Origin of the sequence: Gilliamella sp. Lep-s35 (assembly GCF_009795845.1) — a bacterium.
Lineage (GTDB): Bacteria > Pseudomonadota > Gammaproteobacteria > Enterobacterales > Orbaceae > Gilliamella.
Map to the genome: position 1 here is coordinate 61,255 of NZ_WTEX01000007.1, position 21,046 is coordinate 82,300.

At 33.8% G+C, this 21,046-nt stretch carries 22 protein-coding genes, 1 tRNA gene and 2 pseudogenes; 15 read left to right on the forward strand and 10 right to left on the reverse strand.

The window, feature by feature from the left end; translation table 11 throughout:
- Positions 1-813 precede the first annotated feature (813 nt).
- Positions 814-1,707, forward strand: a complete 894-nt coding sequence (locus GQ590_RS04810) for a hypothetical protein (protein ID WP_160406297.1) — start codon at positions 814-816, stop codon at positions 1,705-1,707.
- Between the two features lie 145 nt (positions 1,708-1,852).
- Positions 1,853-1,988 (forward strand): annotated as a pseudogene (locus GQ590_RS04815) (IS481 family transposase); the annotation flags it as partial.
- Positions 1,989-2,263: 275 nt separating this feature from the next.
- On the opposite strand, the gene pyrE reads toward GQ590_RS04815, so the two are convergent.
- Together pyrE and rph are read right to left on the reverse strand one after the other, a co-directional pair.
- A complete protein-coding gene (gene pyrE, locus GQ590_RS04820) occupies positions 2,264-2,911 on the reverse strand; it encodes an orotate phosphoribosyltransferase (RefSeq protein ID WP_160406296.1) in 648 nt (215 codons plus the stop codon).
- Between the two features lie 13 nt (positions 2,912-2,924).
- Positions 2,925-3,641 (reverse strand): ribonuclease PH, encoded by a 717-nt coding sequence (gene rph, locus GQ590_RS04825; RefSeq protein WP_160406295.1) that lies wholly within the window; start codon positions 3,639-3,641, stop codon positions 2,925-2,927.
- Between the two features lie 157 nt (positions 3,642-3,798).
- Between rph and GQ590_RS04830 the strand changes: the two genes are divergently transcribed.
- Genes GQ590_RS04830 through GQ590_RS12235 form a run of 3 tightly spaced genes read left to right on the forward strand, consistent with a single transcriptional unit; the run spans position 3,799 to position 5,024 of the window.
- Positions 3,799-4,665 carry a YicC/YloC family endoribonuclease gene (locus tag GQ590_RS04830; protein ID WP_160406294.1) on the forward strand — a complete coding sequence of 289 codons (867 nt, stop codon included), beginning with the start codon at positions 3,799-3,801 and terminating at the stop codon, positions 4,663-4,665.
- Between the two features lie 11 nt (positions 4,666-4,676).
- Entirely contained in the window at positions 4,677-4,859 is a 183-nt protein-coding gene (locus GQ590_RS12230) for a hypothetical protein (RefSeq protein ID WP_202112877.1), read from the forward strand.
- A gap of 27 nt (positions 4,860-4,886) precedes the next feature.
- A complete protein-coding gene (locus GQ590_RS12235) occupies positions 4,887-5,024 on the forward strand; it encodes an EamA family transporter (protein ID WP_202112878.1) in 138 nt (45 codons plus the stop codon).
- 185 nt (positions 5,025-5,209) lie between these two features.
- Here GQ590_RS12235 and GQ590_RS04840 read toward each other — a convergent pair whose 3' ends face one another.
- Positions 5,210-5,389 carry a ribbon-helix-helix protein, CopG family gene (locus GQ590_RS04840; RefSeq protein ID WP_160406293.1) on the reverse strand — a complete coding sequence of 60 codons (180 nt, stop codon included), beginning with the start codon at positions 5,387-5,389 and terminating at the stop codon, positions 5,210-5,212.
- 962 nt (positions 5,390-6,351) lie between these two features.
- Between GQ590_RS04840 and GQ590_RS04845 the strand changes: the two genes are divergently transcribed.
- From GQ590_RS04845 to GQ590_RS04855, 3 genes are read left to right on the forward strand one after another with little or no spacing between them, the layout of a single operon-like run.
- Positions 6,352-6,861, forward strand: coding sequence for a hypothetical protein (locus GQ590_RS04845; RefSeq protein ID WP_160406292.1), 510 nt, complete (start codon positions 6,352-6,354; stop codon positions 6,859-6,861).
- Positions 6,840-7,109, forward strand: a complete 270-nt coding sequence (locus GQ590_RS04850) for a hypothetical protein (protein WP_160406291.1) — start codon at positions 6,840-6,842, stop codon at positions 7,107-7,109. The genes GQ590_RS04845 and GQ590_RS04850 overlap by 22 nt, the downstream gene beginning before the upstream one ends.
- Positions 7,102-7,308, forward strand: a complete 207-nt coding sequence (locus GQ590_RS04855) for a hypothetical protein (protein WP_160406290.1) — start codon at positions 7,102-7,104, stop codon at positions 7,306-7,308. Before GQ590_RS04850 ends, GQ590_RS04855 begins: the two co-directional genes overlap by 8 nt.
- Before the next feature lie 430 nt (positions 7,309-7,738).
- Here the strand turns inward: GQ590_RS04855 and GQ590_RS04860 are convergent.
- Positions 7,739-7,812: transfer RNA gene (locus GQ590_RS04860), tRNA-Cys, on the reverse strand.
- Positions 7,813-8,139: 327 nt separating this feature from the next.
- Between GQ590_RS04860 and GQ590_RS04865 the strand changes: the two genes are divergently transcribed.
- On the forward strand, positions 8,140-8,331 hold the full coding sequence (locus GQ590_RS04865) for a thermostable hemolysin delta-VPH (RefSeq protein WP_160406289.1): 192 nt from the start codon (positions 8,140-8,142) through the stop codon (positions 8,329-8,331).
- 211 nt (positions 8,332-8,542) lie between these two features.
- Here the strand turns inward: GQ590_RS04865 and GQ590_RS04870 are convergent, their stop codons facing one another.
- Entirely contained in the window at positions 8,543-9,688 is a 1,146-nt protein-coding gene (locus tag GQ590_RS04870) for a glycerate kinase (RefSeq protein WP_160406288.1), read from the reverse strand.
- 16 nt (positions 9,689-9,704) lie between these two features.
- Positions 9,705-10,948: pseudogene (locus GQ590_RS12850) on the reverse strand (GntP family permease).
- Between the two features lie 358 nt (positions 10,949-11,306).
- On the opposite strand from GQ590_RS12850, the gene yegQ reads away from it, so the two are divergent.
- Positions 11,307-12,650 (forward strand): tRNA 5-hydroxyuridine modification protein YegQ, encoded by a 1,344-nt coding sequence (yegQ, locus tag GQ590_RS04880; RefSeq protein WP_160406287.1) that lies wholly within the window; start codon positions 11,307-11,309, stop codon positions 12,648-12,650.
- A 69-nt stretch (positions 12,651-12,719) separates the two neighbouring features.
- Here yegQ and proA read toward each other — a convergent pair whose 3' ends face one another.
- The 4 genes from proA to gpt all read right to left on the reverse strand — a co-directional run bounded on the left by proA (position 12,720) and on the right by gpt (position 16,987).
- Positions 12,720-13,973 carry a glutamate-5-semialdehyde dehydrogenase gene (gene proA / locus GQ590_RS04885; RefSeq protein WP_160406286.1) on the reverse strand — a complete coding sequence of 418 codons (1,254 nt, stop codon included), beginning with the start codon at positions 13,971-13,973 and terminating at the stop codon, positions 12,720-12,722.
- Between the two features lie 66 nt (positions 13,974-14,039).
- The gene (proB, locus tag GQ590_RS04890) at positions 14,040-15,149 is read right to left on the reverse strand and encodes a glutamate 5-kinase (RefSeq protein ID WP_160406285.1); all 1,110 of its coding nucleotides are present in this window, start codon (positions 15,147-15,149) and stop codon (positions 14,040-14,042) included.
- A 27-nt stretch (positions 15,150-15,176) separates the two neighbouring features.
- Positions 15,177-16,433: an alpha/beta hydrolase gene (locus GQ590_RS04895; protein WP_160406284.1), complete on the reverse strand. Its 1,257-nt coding sequence runs from the start codon at positions 16,431-16,433 to the stop codon at positions 15,177-15,179.
- A gap of 20 nt (positions 16,434-16,453) precedes the next feature.
- Positions 16,454-16,987 (reverse strand): xanthine phosphoribosyltransferase, encoded by a 534-nt coding sequence (gene gpt / locus GQ590_RS04900; protein WP_160406283.1) that lies wholly within the window; start codon positions 16,985-16,987, stop codon positions 16,454-16,456.
- Positions 16,988-17,135: 148 nt separating this feature from the next.
- On the opposite strand from gpt, the gene GQ590_RS04905 reads away from it, so the two are divergent.
- The 5 genes from GQ590_RS04905 (at position 17,136) to GQ590_RS04925 (ending at position 21,043) form a co-directional block, all read left to right on the forward strand.
- Positions 17,136-18,599 (forward strand): aminoacyl-histidine dipeptidase, encoded by a 1,464-nt coding sequence (locus GQ590_RS04905; protein ID WP_065636665.1) that lies wholly within the window; start codon positions 17,136-17,138, stop codon positions 18,597-18,599.
- Positions 18,600-19,265: 666 nt separating this feature from the next.
- On the forward strand, positions 19,266-19,547 hold the full coding sequence (locus tag GQ590_RS04910) for a hypothetical protein (protein WP_160406282.1): 282 nt from the start codon (positions 19,266-19,268) through the stop codon (positions 19,545-19,547).
- A 54-nt stretch (positions 19,548-19,601) separates the two neighbouring features.
- On the forward strand, positions 19,602-20,096 hold the full coding sequence (locus tag GQ590_RS04915) for a hypothetical protein (RefSeq protein WP_160406281.1): 495 nt from the start codon (positions 19,602-19,604) through the stop codon (positions 20,094-20,096).
- 79 nt (positions 20,097-20,175) lie between these two features.
- Positions 20,176-20,586, forward strand: a complete 411-nt coding sequence (locus tag GQ590_RS12455; RefSeq protein ID WP_202112879.1) for a GH-E family nuclease — start codon at positions 20,176-20,178, stop codon at positions 20,584-20,586.
- 16 nt (positions 20,587-20,602) lie between these two features.
- Positions 20,603-21,043, forward strand: a complete 441-nt coding sequence (locus tag GQ590_RS04925) for a hypothetical protein (RefSeq protein WP_160406280.1) — start codon at positions 20,603-20,605, stop codon at positions 21,041-21,043.
- The last annotated feature ends 3 nt before the right edge of the window (positions 21,044-21,046 follow it).

Genomic DNA, 21,046 nt, shown 5'->3' on the forward strand with positions numbered 1-21,046 from the left:
GCTTTATGGTTGTCCGACTATTTAAAACATGCTAAACAAAACCCGATTAGAGTTTTTCCCTTTAAGCAGTAAGAATAAACGTTATAAAACGATTAGCTGAGTATTAATATCTGTTTAAACTTGAAAAGTCCATTGAAAATAAATTAAGGCGACAAGCTAAAGGCGATAACAAAACTTATCTAAGCGAAATGCGACAGGCAGATACCTAAAGTTTGCCGTTACTTAAAAATCAAACCAAGCAACAAACCAAAGAATATTCATCTGTTTATATCTATTTGATTTTTATTATTTTTATACATAAACGTAGTGCACTCCTGAAACTTTTTCACAAAAGTTATAATATATTGATTTTTTTAGATAAACTGTGCGATAACCGGTATATCAAGCAAAAATCACCTTCCCATAAACCAGTGGAAAAGCCGAAAACGTGATACCAACTTTGAATTGAGATGCGGTATAAGCAGCCAATATTGGGCGATGCAAAAGAGTGAAAATAAAAGCTTAAACGTTTGATTAATTTTATCATACCGTTAAACCACATAAAGCGATTTCAGGAAAACACCTTATGCATTTTTAGCGGATTATTTTAATCATAAAGTGTAAATAACTTGGCGGTTTTCTACAAATAGCTTTAAATTTACTAAAACTTTACATTTTAAAAACTTTGATTAAAATACTGTAGCCACTAATAACCTATTTTTTTACTTATAAAAAATCATAGATAATTGATCATTATCATAAAAATTATTATTTTTATTAATAATAATTTAGACAGTTAAGATAAGGTTGATTATAAAAGCAAGGGATAAAATTATGGAATCATCTTTGAATCATTATCAATTCTCGCAAAAATTTAATTTAGCATTAACAATTGTGCTCACGTTTATTGGTATTATTGCTGCAATTGTACTAGGTATTATATATTCGATTATATCTTCGTATTCACCATTGATTATTATTGATGCTGGTATAGTAATCGGTATGGCTTATATCTTAACGTTTATCTCTGGTAAATTTACTAAATTGGCCAAAATTCGTAATGTAAAAGTCAACTTTTTGATGACGTTTTTTCTCTGCTTATTTGCTTATTATTCTAGTATTGTAACTTTTGAAACCATTATCTTAGGAATGGATTATTTTAACGCTTCACTATTTTTTTCACCTTGGAAAGTGGTTGATATTATGATGAATGATATCATTCCTTACCGTGAAATAACTATTACTAAAGGTAAAATGTCACGAGGGCAGATATCTGGAATTTTTCTTATAATCCTTTATTTAATTGAGATGGCTATCTTTTTTATTCCTGCTTTCTTTGCGTTATGTATAAATGATTATTTTTGTGAAGATTGTCAAACTTGGTATTCTAAATCAACGTTGAGCTCATTTAGTGACTCTACATTAGAGTCTCAAATCCTTAACAATCAACAAGGTAATTATGCAGATGTATTGAGTAATATTGTTTTTTATAAAAATGAGGATGATCTTATCAATAATGTAGATCCAAATATAGAACAACAAGATGCATTATTCTATTTTTATTGCCAATGTCCAAAATGCCATCAAAAAAGTATATTGACTATTGAGAAAAAACAACTCAAAAAAGGTGATAAAGGTTTTGAAGTAAAAGGTGCTCCTGATCCTATTTTAGTTAATGCTATTTTTATTGATAACAAAACTGAAGCACTTTTTGAATCGCAAAAATAAACATACTACAAAAAAGGGACTGCTGTCCCTTTTTTATTAGCCGATATAAATAAAATGTAATAATTATAGTATCGTGTTTTAAATAAAATATTTTTATTTAATCAGATATTTAATTTGTTTTATAACGTAAAAAAAAGAGTCAGAAATGAATCAAATAGCAGAAATTATTAAACCTAAATTAAGACTTTTAGAATTAGCCAAGCAACAAGGTAACATTCAACAAGCTTGCAAAGTCATTGGGGGAGGGGCGAGATAGTTATTATCGCTTTAAAAAACAGTATTGAGCAATGATTTAAGCTTTACAATCGAGAAGAGCGCATTCTGACAAATATTATTATAGAAAGACACCATGGCAAACGTGGAACGGAGCAAAGGGGCTAGTAAAGGAAAGCAATTAGAGAATTTATTTTGTGCATGGAAAACGCATTTTGTTAAAATGAATACCGATGAGTTAATAAGTTTCTGTCAGGTTAAGTTTGAGCTAAAACTTGTGGACAGAAATAAAAAGCACCTTTCGATGCTTTAATTTTTATAAGATAAAAAAAGTAAATAGCTATTACTTTATCCCATATTCAGACCGATAAGCCTCAACTAGCGTTACTTGATCTTTGCGAGCAGGATCTTTGTAAAGGTATTGGATCAAATCATCTAATGTAATAATTGAAATAACATCACAATGATAAGTTTGTTTAATTTCTTGAATGGCTGAAAGTTCACCACGACCTTTTTCTTGGCGATCAAGGCAGATTAATACGCCTGCAAGTTTAGATTTATTGTCTTCTAAGATCCGCATAGATTCACGAATTGCGGTACCAGCGGTAATTACATCATCAACTAACATGACGCGCTGTTCATAAATAGAGCTACCGACTAAGTTACCACCTTCACCGTGATCTTTGGCTTCTTTGCGATTAAAGCAATAAGGCACATCAACATTATGGTGTTCAGAAAGGGCGACCACGGTTGATGAAACGATTGGAATACCTTTATAAGCAGGACCAAAAATCACATCATACTCTAAATGAGCATCCATTAATGCGGCAGCATAAAAACGGCCTAACAATGCAAGATCTTTTCCGGTATTAAATAAACCAGCATTAAAGAAGTAAGGGCTTTTTCTACCTGATTTTAACGTGAATTCGCCAAATTTTAAGGCTTGCCTATTTAATGCAAATTCAATAAATTCACTTTTGTATGATTTCATTGATTTTCTCCAATTAATCTTTTAAGGCCTGTTTTTGAGCATCAATAATGGTTGCTATTCCATTTTTTGCTAATGCTAACAATTTTAATAACTCTTCATGACTAAATGGCTCGCCTTCTGCTGTGCCTTGTATTTCAATGATTCGTCCATCATCGGTCATAATAATATTCATATCGGTTTCAGCGTTTGAATCTTCTATATATTCCAGATCACAAAGCGCTTCACCTTCAACAATACCAACAGAAACAGCCGCAACTAGCGATTTAATTGGATTTTGTTTAATTTTGCCATTGGCTAGCATTTGGTTAATAGCATCATTTAAAGCAACACAAGCACCAGTAATTGAGGCCGTTCGAGTACCGCCATCGGCTTGAATAACATCGCAATCAAGTGTAATGGTATGTTCGCCTAACAGCTTTAAGTCAATCATTGCTCGTAATGAGCGAGCAATTAGGCGTTGAATTTCCATTGTTCGGCCTGTTTGTTTACCTTTAGCGGCTTCACGTTGTGTTCTTGAATTGGTTGCACGAGGTAACATGCCGTATTCAGCAGTTACCCACCCTTGGCCTTGCCCTTTTAAAAAACGAGGAACGCCTTCGTCAACAGTAGCATTACAAAGCACTTTGGTTTCACCAAATTCAACTAATACAGAACCTTCTGCATGCTTAGTATAATGACGGGTTATTTTTATTGGGCGGACTTGTTCCGCAGATCGACCAGACGGGCGCATGCATTTCTCCAACAGTTTCTGTTTAAAATTAGTTTTGAGTTAATCATTTAGGAGGACATCAACAAGATAAGTCGATGTTTAGCCTAAGCTAAGAGCGCATTATACAGAATTTATGATACAATGCCCAGCAAGTTTTTTACAATTTTAGGATGTTATTATGATTTCAAGTATGACTGCTTATGCAAGAAAAGAGCTAAACCAACCATGGGGGAGCGCTTCTTGGGAATTACGTTCAGTTAACCAACGCTACTTAGAAACATATATTCGTTTGCCAGAGCAATTTCGTTCACTTGAACCTATCATTCGTGAAAGATTACGAAACCGCCTAACTCGTGGAAAGATAGAATGTAATTTACGCTTTGAATTAGAACCATCAGCACAACATCAAGAGCTTTCATTAAATAAAGAGCTAGCTAAACAAATACTTAATGCGGCAAGTTGGGTACAAACGGAGCATGACTCAGCGCAAATTAACCCTATTGATGTATTGCGCTGGCCAGGTGTAATGTCGGCAAAAGAGCAAAACTTAGATACCATTTCGCAAGAAATTTTAGCGCTACTTGATACTGCAATTGATGAATTTATTACGGTGCGTGAACGCGAAGGTAAAGCACTTTGTGATCTTATTATCAAACGATTAGAAGCAATTACAGCAGAAGTCGGCAAAATCCGTCAATGGATGCCTGAAATTCTTGAATGGCAAAAAGAGAGGCTAAAAAGTAAATTAGAAGAAGCCAATATTGAACTTGATAATTCTCGTTTTGAACAAGAAATTGTTATGCTTGCACAACGTATTGATGTTGCTGAAGAACTTGATCGTTTAATGACACATGTTAAAGAAACCTATTCTATTTTAAAGAAAAACGAAGCAGTAGGACGCAGACTTGATTTTATGATGCAAGAGTTTAATCGAGAATCTAACACAATTGCCTCTAAATCAATTAATGCTGATGTGACAGCAAGTGCGATTGAACTTAAAGTGCTTATTGAACAAATCAGAGAGCAAGTACAAAACATTGAGTAATCACCCATTTAATGAATAATACATTGGGTATTTTAGCTGTCATATTAGCATCTATTTTATGGGGCACAACGGGCACAGTCGCTAGTTTTGCGCCCTCACTTTCCCCTTTGCTTATTGGTTCGTTAGCAATGGGCGTTGGTGGCATTTTACCCATACCCGTTATGTTACTCACAAGGACTGCATTATTTGACTAACTAACCAATATTGTGGTTTGTATTTATATGGCATTGATCCTCATGTTTATGGGGTATTTATGTTATGGCTATGGTTTATCTAAAATATCGGCTAGCTCGGCTATTACAATCAGCTTATTAGAGCCTGTTATTGCAGCTATATTAGCGATGCTAATTTATTGGTGAACAGATGTCTTTAGCCGGGTGGCTTGGCGTTATATTGATTTTTCTATATCTTATTGTTGTGACTCTATCAAGCGTCACAACAATATCAACTTCGAGATAGAAAGGAATTAAAAGAATTTTGTTTTCTTTTTAGTTTTACTAAAGATAGTCTAATAACTGATCCTCGCCTACGTTTGTAGGCTTTTTTATAGTGAATCTTTATACAATTGAATAGCTTCTTCTATAATTTTGCTTTGTGATTTGCCCGTTCCGTTGCTTAACGCTATTATTGTATCTATCGTTTCAATCGGTAGTTTGTAGCTTTTGGATTTTACGCCTCGCTTGTCATCACTTCGCTTTTGAATTTCAGCCCTTGATAATGCCATTTCGTCACCTTGATTTTTAATTAATCAATTGATATATTAAGGTCATCGGCGGGGTCGCACCCCCGCCTTTGATTGGTTAATAGACTGGAAATGATACCAGCACTATAACCAAGAGAATTAAGATCCGAATCATCTTCTTTCTCCCTTAAGCCCCCGTCTTAGGTCGGGGGTTTACCTCATCAGTGCCTTACTGATGTTTATCATTATAGTAATACCTACCTACAAAGTCAACACTTTTCTTAAATAAATTTCAAATAAAATCAAAATAAATCAATAACACGCTTGAACTATTGGCTATTTTCATATCTGAATTATTAAAAATGAATAATCGGGAACAAAATCGATCAGGTGACCCAAAGCGTGCTACACCGCACCCGCCTACAGGGTTTTTTACGTGAAATTTTTCAGTTAGATTTTATTACAAAACAAAGTGTAAAAGCTTATTGAAAAAAGGATCCTAAAGAATCAATATAAAACTGAAATAAAAAATATTAACTCATAGCGCGGCCTTATGTTGTCATAATAGAGTTAGAAATAACTAACTGTTCTGGCAGACTCGAAAATTACTAAAAAGTAAATAAAAATATGCATGACTAGTTAATTAAATATGAAAAATTGTTACCAAATAAAAACTTTTCTGCTAAAACTCTAAGTGAAAAGAGCCGGCATCTTATGATTATAAAGAGCAAGATCGGCTTTTTAAAATTAAATGAAATAAAACTATTCATCTGAAAAATGTTATTGATGAATATGTTATCGCAGATAAGCCTTGCATGGCTAAGATAATGTATTCATTGTTAGGAGATTTTTTAATGACGCAATGATTTACGGTTTTATTGATAACAATTTTGGCTGAAAAAATACCCAGCTCAACATGTAAAGCGTGCGCGTTTGCTGTTTGATGAATTTATGCTAATGTATAATCGCGCCAAAAAACATCACCGGCATACTTAAGCGGCGCTATGATGCTTGCGCTTGTTACAGCACAACGACCGGGCGATTTGCTTGGGATGGGGTTTGACAAAGAAAATTGTTTTATAAGAGATGAACATTTATTTATTCATCAATTAAAGGGCAGAAAGTATATAGAAGTTGATGGTGAACAACGTTTAATAAAACACGGATCAAAACTTGCGCTACCGCTTGATTTAACTCTTGATCCTGTAAAAATAAGTATACAAGATGCGATTATTTTATGCGGCGGTAATCATTATTTTATAGAAACTAATGATGAAAAAGTGCAGTACTGGCGGCTAAATAGGGATTTTTGTAACTTACGTGATTCGTTATTTAAAAAAAATCAATGGGAGGGTTATAACCCGCCTAGTTTTTTTGAAATTAGATCGTTGGCGGAACGTTTATACCGAGATCAAAAAATTAACACCCAAATTTTACTTGGTCATAAATACCGAAGCACTACCGATCTTTACAATGACTTAAGAGGGAGAGAATGGCGATATCTGAAAATATAAAAACTTACCGGGTTTATGTACTAAAACAAAGAAAAGGCGGTAGCGAAATTCTTGCAGAAACAAGAACGAATACCGTCAGCTTTGAAATAGCAAAAACAGCTTTTTGGCAATTATACAATCAGCAGTACGATAGCAAACACCTTTTATTAATGACATGCAATAGTAAAAAAATTAATGTATATCGTTATCAGTCAAAAATGGGGGACGATTGCTATCTTTCGAAAGATGCAGAGCTGAATAATGAATAGAGAAAAGCAACGAAAAAACGAACAAGCGTACCGATCTCGAAATGCTGGGCGACCGCGTCTACCGGGTGCGTATTTGACAGAAGAAGAAAGTTTATTATTAAAAGAATTAGCTGTTATTTATGGAGCTCAGAAATCAGCAATATTTGAAGGTCTCGCATTGCTGAAAGAAAAATTGGAGAAAGATAACAATAATAATTGACTCATGGTTCGGCCATTATGTTGTCATAATAGAGTTAGAAACAACTCAACTGATCTGGCAGATTTCAGAATTACTAAAAGGTAAACTATATGAAAGGTTTTCAATTCTCTCACTATATTTCAAGAATGGCGCTAAATAACGTATCTATTGCAGTTGTGATAAGTCGGCTTATAAACTAGTTGCAGAAAAAAGCAGCTATAAAATTTGTGGAACAATCACAGTTTATTTAACATTTGAAGCTTATGACGCTTTACCGCACGATCCTTATAATAGCATTGATAGATTTTTTACATGTGCTTCGTTTTATGGAATTGAATATCATTAACAAAAAGCTAGCTCGCTAGCTTTCAGTTTATCTAAACTGACCGCCATTTTACAGCCACTTGTTGTTATCTACTTAAGAAATTGTTAGATAAATTATTAATTTTAATGGAGGCGCGTCCCGGAGTCGAACCGAGGTAGACGGATTTGCAATCCGCAGCATGGCCACTCTGCCAACGCGCCTTAGAGGGCTATCTGAATAGGTTGCAGATATTAGCATTGACCTAATTAGCCGTCAAGTTTAAATAGGTTATAATTACATCAATCACCTCATTTTTATTCTAATTTCTAATAATCTTTATAACATGTTAATTTTTGATTTATAAATATAGAAGTAATAATTCGACTATTGAGTAGAAATAATTCCAATTTAAAGTGGATATATTTTATAAAAACCCTTTTTAATCAAGATTTTTTATTTACTTCTATCTAAAATAATATTAGCTAGGTTTTAGCTGTGATATGTTAATATCAAATTTTATTAAATTTACCAAACGGAACCGTAAATCTATGGGGTATTTTAATTATCATGCCAAAGCAAAGAAGTTAATCAAAGATGGGGAGCTTGTTAAATATGAATTTGTTGATAATTGGAATGGTATTAAACCTGCTTTAGTTTTATATTTTAAAAATACTAACCCTATGCCAATTAGAGAATATCGATGGAATGAATATTTACCATTGTTGAATAATAGCGATTAATTTTATACCAAAAAATAGCTTAGGATTTTTTAAAATAATTATTTATCTAGTTGAAGTGCAATATATAGCCGTATTCGATCATCAAATTTAGACAGATTTAACCCAGTTAATTTAGCAATACTATTTAGTTAATATCATTATGTTAAATAAAAAGAGGAATAGTATTGTCAATATGCTATTCCTCTTTTGATATTAATTTATTTGTCAGATGCTATATTTGAGTTATTTTAATTAAACGAGCTATGTTTTCACTAGCTCGTTCTATATTTTTAAAACCGCCAGCAAGTAACTCTTCTATTGTTGCAGCAGTTGGAATAATGCCAAAAATAGTATCAATACCTTCAGGATAGAGATCTTCAATATTTTTTCCAATTGTACCAGCTAAAGCTATTACAGGAACTTGCTGTGCTTTAGCAACTTGAGCTACGCCAAAAGGTGTTTTGCCAAATTTAGTTTGGAAATCAATTCCTCCTTCACCAGTAAAACAAAAATCAGCACCTTTTAATTTGTTTTCTAAATCACTATAACGAATAACAATATTAATTCCTTTTTCCATTTTACTGTTAGTAAATGCCATTAATCCTGCGCCCAATCCACCAGCAGCTCCTGCACCAGGAATTGTTGAAACATCTTTTCCTAATTGTGATTTTATTACAGATGAATAATGCTGTAGATTTTTATCTAATTGCTTAACCATTTCAGGTGTTGCACCTTTTTGTGGTCCAAAAACTTTTGATGCGCCTTTTTCTCCACATAATGGGTTTGTAACATCACTAGCAACAATAAATTCTACATTATCAAGTAATGAGTTAACTTCAGATACATCGATTTTTGCTAATTTATCTAAGACCCCACCACCTTTACCTAATAATTGATCGTTTTTGTCATAAAACTTGACGCCCAAAGCTTGTGCCATTCCTGCACCACCATCATTGGTGGCGCTACCGCCAATACCTAAAATGATCTTTTTTACCCCATGCTTTATACAAGCCAAAATTAATTCACCTGTTCCATAAGTGGTTGTGATTAGTGGATTACGGCTTTCTTTGGGTACAAGTTGAATTCCACTTGCTGACGCCATTTCAATCACTGCAGTGGTTTTATCTCCTAAAATACCAAAATGGGCCATAACTTTATTGCCTAGAGGTCCAGTTACTTCACAAGTATGTAATGTTCCATTTGTAGCATCAACTAATGATTGTGTAGTGCCTTCGCCGCCATCGGCCATTGGTACATGAACAAATTTAGCATCAGAAAATACTTTTTTTATACCTGATTCCATTGCTTCACAAACTTCTTTTGCTGTTAGACTTTCTTTGAAAGAATCTGGTGCAAGTACAAATGTTTTTTGTTTCATAAAGTTAATCCTGATATTAAATAATAAAGCCATATAATAAAGTTGCAATAATTGTCATTGTTCCACCAACAAGCGCTTGGTATGGGATTAATTTCATACGCTGTTTAATTGACATATTCATGCTGTTACCAGTGACATGGAAGTAATTTCCTTGAGGTAATGAATCAATAACTGTAGCACCTGTATGCATCATGACAGCAGCACTAATTGCTGGTATGCCCATATTCGTAATTGTAGAACCGAAAGTTCCTGTTGCTAAAATAACTCCGGTTGAAGTTGAAGCAGTCGCTGTAGCCATTAGGATGCCTGAAATTGGTGATAAATAATAACCAGAAATCCCCATTGATTGAATTATATGAATAACTTGTCCAGCAAGATTTGATGCACCAATTAAACCTGCAATTGCTCCTGCACCGATTAAAATAAGAACAGTAGGTGTCATCTTATCTATTCCTGATTTTGTGTACATTGCTATTTTACGATGTTGATCCATAGCAAACATACCAATCATTCCCACTATTGGTAGTACATATAATGCGTCAATTTTTAAATTAGCCAAGGAATCAATATGACAAATATTACCAATTGGGCTAATCATTAGCAGTATTATTGCGGTAACTGGAGCAACAATAGCTTTGATTAAAGACGGAGTATTTTTTTTACTTTCTGGTTCATCTTTTGCTAAAGCAAGCACTTCTTGAACAGCGATTTTATCTCCTTTATTCTTGATTAATGAGGCAATAACAACAGTTGCAGTTAATCCAAATATAGCTAGAATAAAACCACCTATCATGATATCACTTAAACTTAAATTAAACCATTTGCTGCGGCAATGGTGTTAGGGTTAGGCGATATAATATTTCCTGCTTTACCTCCAACAGATAAAGCTAACAATAGAGCCAATCGCGATATACCCATTTTATTCCCAACAGATAAAGCAATCGGTGCAACAATTAGCACCGCTACAGGAATAAATACACCAGATGCAGTAATGATTCCTGTTGCAAGCGCTAAAGCTAATAGCGCTTTCTTTTCCCCTAACTTTTTAACCACAGCTTGAGCTATAGTTTCGGCTGCACCTGATTCCATCATGACGCCAGCTAAAATACCATCAGCCAATACTCGAATTACTGTACCCATAATACTTTGTGTGCCACTAACTAAGATTGAGACCGTTTGAATTAAATTTGCACCGCCAATAAATGCTCCAATTATTGCACCAAAAAATAATGAATAAACAGGATTTATTCCTCGTAAAATTTAAAATATTGCAAGAAATAATCCTATTAGAGCACCATACCAAGAAATTATTTCATTCATTAGATTTCCTCTTATTTTATTTCTATACAGATAATTTGTGATATTGGTTAATTTTATTATTGTACTAGGCATTATACTATGTAGTTTTGCATAAAAATCATATTTTAAAATTTAAAAAAATTAGGCATAGTTACAAAATAGTGTGAATTTAATCACATTCTTTACTAAAAAGATGTTCTAATAAGCATAACTATTTAATTAATTTGCCAACTGATAAGCTAAAGCGTAAAATGCCCATCCTATTTTGCTTAACCTATTACTAATAAGTAATACTGACTTGAAATCAGAGGCATTTTTAATGACAACTTTATATACAAAACCAGAGTTACTTTCTCCTGCCGGTTCTTTAAAAAATATGCGTTACGCTTTCGCTTATGGAGCGGATGCGGTTTATGCTGGTCAACCTCGTTATAGTTTACGTGTACGAAATAACGAATTTAATCATGAAAATTTAGCTATTGGTATTAATGAAGCTCATGCTCAAGGCAAAAAGTTTTATGTGGTAGTTAATATTGCTCCTCATAACTCTAAACTAAAAACTTTTATTCGTGATTTAGAACCTATTGTAAATATGAAGCCTGATGCTTTTATCATGTCTGATCCAGGCTTAATTATGTTAGTTCGTGAACATTTTCCTGAAATGGAAATTCATTTATCGGTGCAATCCAATGCGGTTAACTGGGCAACGGTTAAGTTTTGGCATCAAATGGGATTAACTCGTGTTGTGTTATCCCGTGAATTATCGCTTGATGAAATTGCTGAAATCCGTGAAAAAGTTCCTGAAATGGAGCTTGAAGTGTTTATCCATGGTGCACTTTGTATGGCTTATTCTGGTCGTTGTTTGCTTTCTGGTTATATTAATAAGCGTGATTCAAACCAAGGCACTTGCACTAATGCTTGCCGTTGGGAGTATAAAGTTGCAGAAGGTAAAGAAGATGAAGTAGGACAAATTGTTCATAAATGTGAACCAATTCCTGTGCAGGAAATTGAACCTACGTTAGGAATTGGTAAAACTACCAATAAGGTCTTTATGCTTGAAGAATCAGGTAGGCCTGGCGAATATATGCAAGCTTTTGAAGATGAACATGGTACTTATATTATGAATTCAAAAGATCTAAGAGCGGTCGAGTTGGTGGACGATTTAACTAAAATTGGTGTGCATTCTCTTAAAATAGAAGGGCGCACTAAATCATTTTATTATTGTGCAAGAACCGCACAAGTGTATCGCCAAGCTATTGATGCGGCGAGTGAAGGGAAGCCATTTGATCCACGTCTATTAGCCGAACTTGATTCTTTAGCTCATCGAGGCTATACCGAAGGTTTTTTACGTCGCCATAAACATGAAGATATGCAAAACTATGTACATAGCCATTCTGTGTCGGACAGGCAACAGTTTGTCGGTGAATTTAGTGGTGAGCGTTTAAATGGTCTTGCTGAGGTTATTGTTAAAAATAAGTTTTCAGTTGGTGATAGTGTTGAAATGATGACACCAAAAGGTAATAAAACCTTTATTATTGAACGTATGGAAAATAAAAAAGGACAGCCTGTACCTGCTGGATTAGGTGATGGACATATTGTTTATATTCCAATTCCTGAAGAAATCGATTTAAACTTTGCATTATTGATGCGTAATTTTGCTTAGTTTTATTAAGCAGAATAACTGTTCGGGTGACCGAACGGTTATGTTAGCTTTTATGCTAATTTTGATTTTTTATTGGCGAATCAAATCATCACCATAACCGATCCATTTATAAGTCGTTAGCGCTTCAAGTCCCATTGGCCCACGAGCATGCAATTTTTGTGTACTAACCGCAACTTCAGCACCTAACCCAAATTGCCCACCATCAGTAAAACGTGTCGAGGCATTGACATAAACAGCAGCTGCATCAACTTGATTTACAAATTGTTCTGCGTTAATTAAGCTACGCGTTAAAATTGATTCTGAATGACCTGTACCATATTCGCGAATATGTTCTATAGCCAGTTCAAGCGAATCAACAATAAGCACATTCAAATCTTTTGATAACCATTCTTGTTTTAATTCCTCGTCTTTAACGGGCAAGACAGCTGCTGTACCTGTTTTTAATATGTCATAACAGCTTGCATCAGCATGTAAAATCACATTATTATCTGCCATGATCTGGCTAAATTTAGGTAAAAACTGCTTTGCAATATTTTGATGAATTAATAGCGTTTCAAGCGTATTACATGTGCTTGGACGCTGAGTTTTGGCATTGACAATAATTGGTAGGGCTTTATCAAAATCAGCTGTTTCATCGACAAAAATATGACAAACGCCTATACCGCCCGTAATAACAGGAATTGTTGAATGTTCAAGGCATAATTTGTGTAAAGATGCACCTCCACGGGGAATAATCATGTCAACGTATTTATCAAGTTTAAGTAGCTCATGAACATATTTACGATCAGGATCATTAATACATTGAACAGCTGTTTGCGGTAAACCAGCTTGTTTTAATGCTTTTTGGATAACAGAAATTATGGCTGCATTGGTATTGATTGTTTCTTTTCCACCACGAAGTATTGCTGCATTACCTGTTTTTAAGCACAAGGCTGCAATATCAATTGTTACATTTGGCCGTGCTTCATAAATCACACCAATAACGCCTAAAGGCACTCTATGACGTTGTAGCTTTAATCCATTATCTAAAATTGAACCATCAATCACTTGACCAATAGGATCAGTTAAGGAAACCACTTTACGTACATCATTGGCGATAGATGTTAACCGTTCAGGTGTTAAAAGTAGACGATCTAAAATAGCTTCGTTTAAACCTTGTTCTTTTGCTGTTTGGATGTCTTTTTCATTTGCACTAAGTATGCTTGCACTATACTGTTCTAATAAATCAGCAATAACTATCAAAGCATTGTTTTTTATAGTGGTAGAACATTGCGCTAGTTGATATGAAGCAAATTTAGCTGTCTTTCCAATTTGATTTAACATATGTTTGCCTTTATCTGTATTCTTTAATTTTTGTTATGCTATGTTTAATTTAATTGTATTATTATGTTAATTGACAATCATATCATCACGATGAACAGCTACAGAACCATATTCATAGCCAATAATTTGACTAATTTCTTGAGAATGATGCCCTGCAATTTGTCTTAAAGCATCACTGTTATAGCGACTGACACCACGTGCAATGCGTTTGCCTGATTTATCACAAATATCAATAACTTCACCACGAGAAAAATCTTTTTCTACGTTGATAATCCCTTTAGGTAACAGCGAACTACCATTATTTAATATTGCATTAACTGCACCATCATCTAAGCGCACTATGCCTGCTTTGGGTGCACCAAAAAGCCAGTGTTTTCGATGCTCTAGTGGGGTTTTCTGTGGTATAAATCGTGTACCGACAGATTGATTATTGATAATATCAATAATGACGTTGGCTTTGTTTCCTGCGGCAATTATGACTTCAATGCCAGCACTACCAGCAACTTCAGCAGCTTGTAGTTTTGTACTCATTCCTCCAGTACCTAGCCCTGAAACACTATCACCTGCGATGCTTCGTAAATTATCATCAATATGATCAATTGTATGAATTAGTTTGGCACTTTTATCAGATCTTGGATCAGCAGTGTATAGACCTTCAATGTCGGTTAATAAAATCAGTTTATCAGCTTCAGCTAAAATGGCGGCTAGTGCTGATAAGTTATCATTATCACCAACTTTAATTTCTGCGGTTGCAACAGCATCATTTTCATTGATGACAGGAACGATATGATTATCTAACATTGCTTTTAAAACGTCTTGTGCATTTAAAAATCGTTCACGATCTTCCAAATCGGCTCGAGTAAGTAACATTTGACCGATATAAATCTTATAGATGGAAAATAGCTGTTCCCAAAGTTGTATTAATTTGCTTTGTCCAACAGAGGCAAGTAATTGTTTGGATGCAACGGTATTAGGTAGAGTAGGGTAGTTAAGATATTCACGACCTGCGGCAATTGCGCCTGATGTAACAATAATAATTTTATGCCCATCTTGATGTAAAAGTGCGCATTGTTGAATAATTTTAATTATTTGTGCTTTATCTAATTGCTTAGTGCCACCAGTAAGCACACTAGTACCTAATTTAACAACAATTGTTTGTTGTTTTTTGTTGCTCATAATATTACTCTTTTGTTTAAACGTGAATTATAGAACTGACTCCATCCATTTTACTGATTGTGTTAACGCTTGATGCAAGCTTTTTTGTAATTGTTTTTTAGGAACAGTTACTACTTTGTTTTGTTTCGTTGAATGAATCAATTTTGCTTCGCAAAGGTTACTGAGCTTATCATCTTCAAAAATGATATTCATAACAGGAACTTGGCAAGCATGAGTTAAAAGCCCTTGATTTTTTAGTGAAAAATAATTTAATTCTGCTGCCAATTGTTGGTTGGATATTGATGGTAATCCTAAACGACTAGCTAGCATATCTTTGTAACTATTAGGTAGATTTTTTTGTAACGTTTTATCAACAAAAATTTGGTGGATGAGTGGAGTAAAATTAAATAACCCTTTTATTTTATTTGGCATTAAATATGCTAAACGTGTTGCAATGTGTGAGCCAAACCGAAATCCTGCAACAATAATACGATTATTATCAACCCAAGGAATGGATGGAAGTTGTTCTATTATAGCTTGATGAATTTGGCTACTATTTTGTGATAAAGCAAAGTTACGGCTATAACCAACAGTTGGCAGATCAACCGTTAGCATAGCAAACCCATTAGGTGCTAAAAATTCACTAAAATAACGGTAATAATCAATTTGTAAATTACCTAATGCGTTACAAATTAGCACAACAGGACAAGTCTTTTCCGTCTTTGGTAAATGTAACATTGTCTTAATATTACGATTATCAACTTTAAATTCAAGTTCTTTAATCAAAAAAGGGGAAAAGTTAATTGCTTTTGCATAAGTTTGGTAAGCGCAAGTTTGGGCGTGCATTGCAAGTTCGTCAGTTTTAAAATGTGGATAGCTAGCAATACTTGATAATTCACTGGCAATAAGATAATAATTGAGTAAATTATTTTTATCTTCACCGGTAAGATTCGTTTTATCAATCGATTCCGCTTTAGCTTGCCATGCTGCTGCTTGATTTAAAAACTCATAAACCCAGTTACCAGATTGGTAACCAACGACGGTATCTAACCATTTATCATTGGTGTGTAGTTTAGTTGAAGCGGCAATTTTTGCTAAAACCGCTTCAGCTTCTAATTTTGGTAATCCTCGCCAATGCCATAAAACCGCATTAATAATTCGATACCATCTTGAGTCAATCTCACCGTCTAAGGCGCTAATGCTACTACCATCACCACTATCGATACGATTAATAAGCGTTGATGTTTCGGGGTAATCAAATTGTGGTTTAAATATTTGTGCTGTTAGATTTTCGATGGCTACCATAACGAATTTAATTTTCTTGATTATTTGTTATCGCAAATCGGTTTAACAAACATGACACCGGTATCCCAAGGCTGTTCTATCCAAGTATCTTGCGCAATATCAATCACATAATCATCAACAAGGGGCTTACCAGCTGGTTTTGCAAAAATAGTGACAAAATGAGCTTTTGGATACATTTCGCGAATTGTATGAGCGGTGTTACCTGTATCAACTAAATCATCAACCACGATAAAGCCTTCTCCATCACCGTTGGCTTGTTTTAATATTAGTTTTTCACGTTGGTGATCATGATCATAGCTTGAAATACAAACCGTATCAACATAGCGAATACTTAATTCTCGCGCTAAAATAGCAGCTGGAACAAGCCCACCACGGCTAACGGCAATAATGCCTTTCCATTGGTTTGCAGGTAATAAACGCTCTGAAAGTTGACGACCATAGGATTGTAACATTTCCCAGGTGACGTTGAATTTTTTCTTTTCAGCAATAAGTTCTGCTTTTTGTTGTTTTTTGGCTTTAATTTCTTCTTCTGTTAATGTTTGTTCTATTGACATGAGTAACCTGCAATTTTAATCGGATATACGAATATAATAAATTAATATTAATGGACTAAAAATAGATGTAAAATTGCACCTTATTATAGAGTGGTTAGATAAAAAAAACCACTCAAATTTATTACTTACTTAATATTGGGGTTATATTATGCTTTCTACACTAAAACCTAGTTCTGTTTGGCAAATTTTTAATGATATTTGTAATATTCCACATCCATCTCATCATGAACAAATGATAACTAAATATATTGTCGATTTTGCCAATACACATCATATTGATTGCAAACTTGATAAAGTGGGTAATATTTTATTAACTAAGCCCGCTACCAAAGGTATGGAACAGTGCCCATCAATTGCTTTACAAGCACACATGGATATGGTGCCACAAAAAAATGAAGGTACTATTCACGATTTTTTAACCGACCCAATTCAAGCTTATGTTGATGGTGACTGGGTAAAAGCCAAAGGTACTACATTAGGCGCAGATAACGGAGTGGGGCTAGCATCTGCACTTGCTGTTTTAATTGATCCATCAGTTGAACATGGACCGATTGAAGTATTAGTAACCGTGTCAGAAGAAACCGGCATGCATGGCGCTTTTGGTTTACAACCTAATTGGCTAAAAAGCCAATATTTAATTAATACCGATTCTGAAGATGAAGGTGAAATATTTACGGGTTGTGCTGGTGGCGTTGACTTTACAACCACCTTTGCTATTACTTATGCGGTAATGCCAGAAAAGCACGATTGCTATATGAATCTTTCACTTAAAGGATTAAAAGGTGGACATTCCGGGTGTGATATCCATCTTGGTCGAGGTAATGCAATTAAATTAATGGCTCGCTTTTTAGCGCAATATGCGCAAGATATTTCCTTTAGATTAGCTGATATAAAAGGTGGATCATTGCGTAATGCGATTCCAAGAGAAGCCTTTGCTGAAATCACACTAAATAAACAAGATCTACCTAAATTACAAGCCATTGTTCAACAGTATCAAACTATCTTACACAATGAGTTAGGTCATGTTGAACCGACTATTGAAATCACTTTATCAGAAGTCCAGTCCAATAAAGTAAAACGCGTATTAACTACTGAACATCAAAATAAAATCATCAATTGGCTAAATACAGCACCTAATGGCGTGGTTAGAATGAGTAAACAGCTAGATGGTGTGGTTGAAACTTCACTTAATTTAGGTATTGTTAATATTGAAGATAATCAATTGAATGTTCATTTTTTAATTCGTTCTCAAGTTGATAGCGCAAAAGATGCGGTTGTATCAACATTGATATCGCTTAGCCAATTAGCAAATGCTAATTATGAAATTAGTGGAGGGTATTCTGGTTGGGAGCCTAATTTAGATTCACAATTGTTACAACTTGCAAAAAATAAATATCACGAAATTTTTTCTCAGAAAGCGAAAATAATGGTGATTCATGCAGGGCTTGAATGTGGTTTATTTAAGCAGAGTTACCCAAATATGGATATGATTTCAATTGGACCAACAATTGTTTCGCCGCATTCTCCAGATGAAAAAGTCAATATTCAAAGTGTTTACCGATATTGGGAATTATTAATAGCGATCTTAAAATCGGCAAACCATCTAAAATAATCTAACGCGTACCTACCGATCTTTATCGGTAGGTATTTACACTCCATAATTAAAATAATCCCCTAAAAACTCATAAGCCGTTTTGCCTAAAATTTCTTTATGCGGTTTAACCGTATTATAAAAATCAATAAAACAGTTAAGCTTTTGTTTTCTCTCTTTTTGAATCGCTAAATATTTGTTGATTAGGCCACCTTTCAATTTAAAGCTTGTATCACTCTTTTCATTTTTTTATCTCAAGACGGTATAGACTCCTGAATATTTTTTACAAAATTTAACTTAAAAAAAGAACAGTCGAGTAAATACCCAATAGTGATTACACCGTTTACCTAAAAAATTACACTTTTATTAGTGTGTTATATTCAGAGGAGTGATGTTATTTAATGTTAAATGAGTTTTTTGAGATTATAAATAGCATGTTTTAGATAGAGATCGCATTTTGACAGGCTGTTTTTTATAGCGTTCATTCTAGCAGATTAAAAGAACTGATAGCTTCAATCGGGCTTTATTTAGCACATTATAAGTGGCTAGGTTATTGAATATAAAGCGTTTAGCTAAATTGGTAACAGTTATTTTTCTTGATGATATCAGCGACTATCGCTTGTTTGCGATAATAAGTTAATTTTTTTATGTATATTTATTATAGTATTATTCAAAAAGTGATTAATTATGAGCAAATATAACTTTCAGTTTAAAGAGTACAATTGGATAAAGAAGAGTTTAGATTCAGAAGAAAACACACTCAACAATATCAAAGAAAACTATTTAGATAATAATCTTAACAAAGAAGAATTAGAATTAATTAAAAACCCTAAAAAATGGGCTGAATATGCCTTTTCAAGCCTTAATTATCAACAATATTATGTGACAATCTTAGCCGGAGAAACTCCCTTAGCTTGCATAAACAATTCATTTTATGGAATAGACATTACATATTATAAAAAATCCTGATGGCTCAACTAATATTTTAACTACAGCTTACCCTAAAATAATACCTTAAAAAAAATGAAATTTGATTTAATCATTGAAAAACCATTAACGAAACTAACTGACTTTAAGTTTGAGTTATATGATAAAGATTCCTTAACAGAGGCACTTTCTATCATTGAAGATGCTATTTATGAAACTCATAAAATAAAGTTTTATTTCAATTTACTAGGTGAAGTATGGAACGTTACTGTATTTGGTGATCTCTCTGTTTTCTTGGAACAATTAGATGATATATTAAAAGTCACAAAAGGTATTAAAAAACAACATATCTTAGATTTTTACGAAGTAGGAACAAATAGAAAATTACTTTTAATTCATGATAAAAAAATAGTTGAAATTAAAAACATTTCAACTACTGGTTGGAAACCTTCTATAACCGCCGAAACACAAGATGACTTAGACAATCAAATATTATTTTTTGTGAAGAAATTAAAAGGTATTGTAGAAATAATATGCCCAGAAGTGAATCAAATAGCTATAATAAAAGAGTGGTACAACTTATTTCAATAAAATTAAACGTGAATTGTAAAACTAAACAAGACAAATAGAAGACTGGCACACCTACTTTGTTGGCAAACTCGCTTGGTGGGTGCATAATGCTAAGCCTTGTTTGAGCGGTGGCATAAAAAAACTGGAAAATTCCCTAAAAAATATTAGCAACAGGCTTAAATACTTAGGGCGAACACCCGGTAAAAACAGCAGAACCGGCAGGGAAGTATTTGAAAGGATGGAGAAAAAAGGTACAGCAAGAATAAAAGACGGGCAAAAACAATTTTGGGATAAACATTCTAATAAGTGGAGGGATATAAAATATGCGGATATGTCCCATAAAGTAGACGCCGTAAGTTGGTGGAACAGAGTAGGACGAAAATTTGGCGCCAAAAGCGAAGAAGTACGAGAATGGATGCTAAACAGTAAAAATTACGAACTCGAATATTATAAAATTAACCGCAGCAGAGGTGGAAAGTTAAAAGAAACGTATAAACCTCCGCTAAAATAAAAAAGAGATAAAAATTATGGCAGTATTAGACAAAAAATTACAGGATGAAATTGAAACATTAACCGATTTGGCTTATGAAAAATTTCAAAACAATGAAATTGAACAATCTTTTAAATTGTATGAACAAGCATGGAATTTATACCCCGAACCCAAAGAGAATTGGAATGAAGCATACAATACCGCAAGTTATGTTGTTAATAAATGTTTTGTAATAAAAGATTTTGAGCGGGCAAAAAAGTGGCTTAATAATATGATTATGGTCAATAATAACTTACATTTAGATGATGAAGACTTAGGTTTCTATCTTGGCAGGTATTATTTTGAAACCGGCGACTACGTAAAAGCCAAAGAAGAATGGGATGATGCTGTGTCTGAAGCAGGCTATAGAGTTTTTAAAGGTGAAGACCCCAAATATTTAGATTTTTATCGACATCCTGAAAAGTACATAAAAAATTAAACA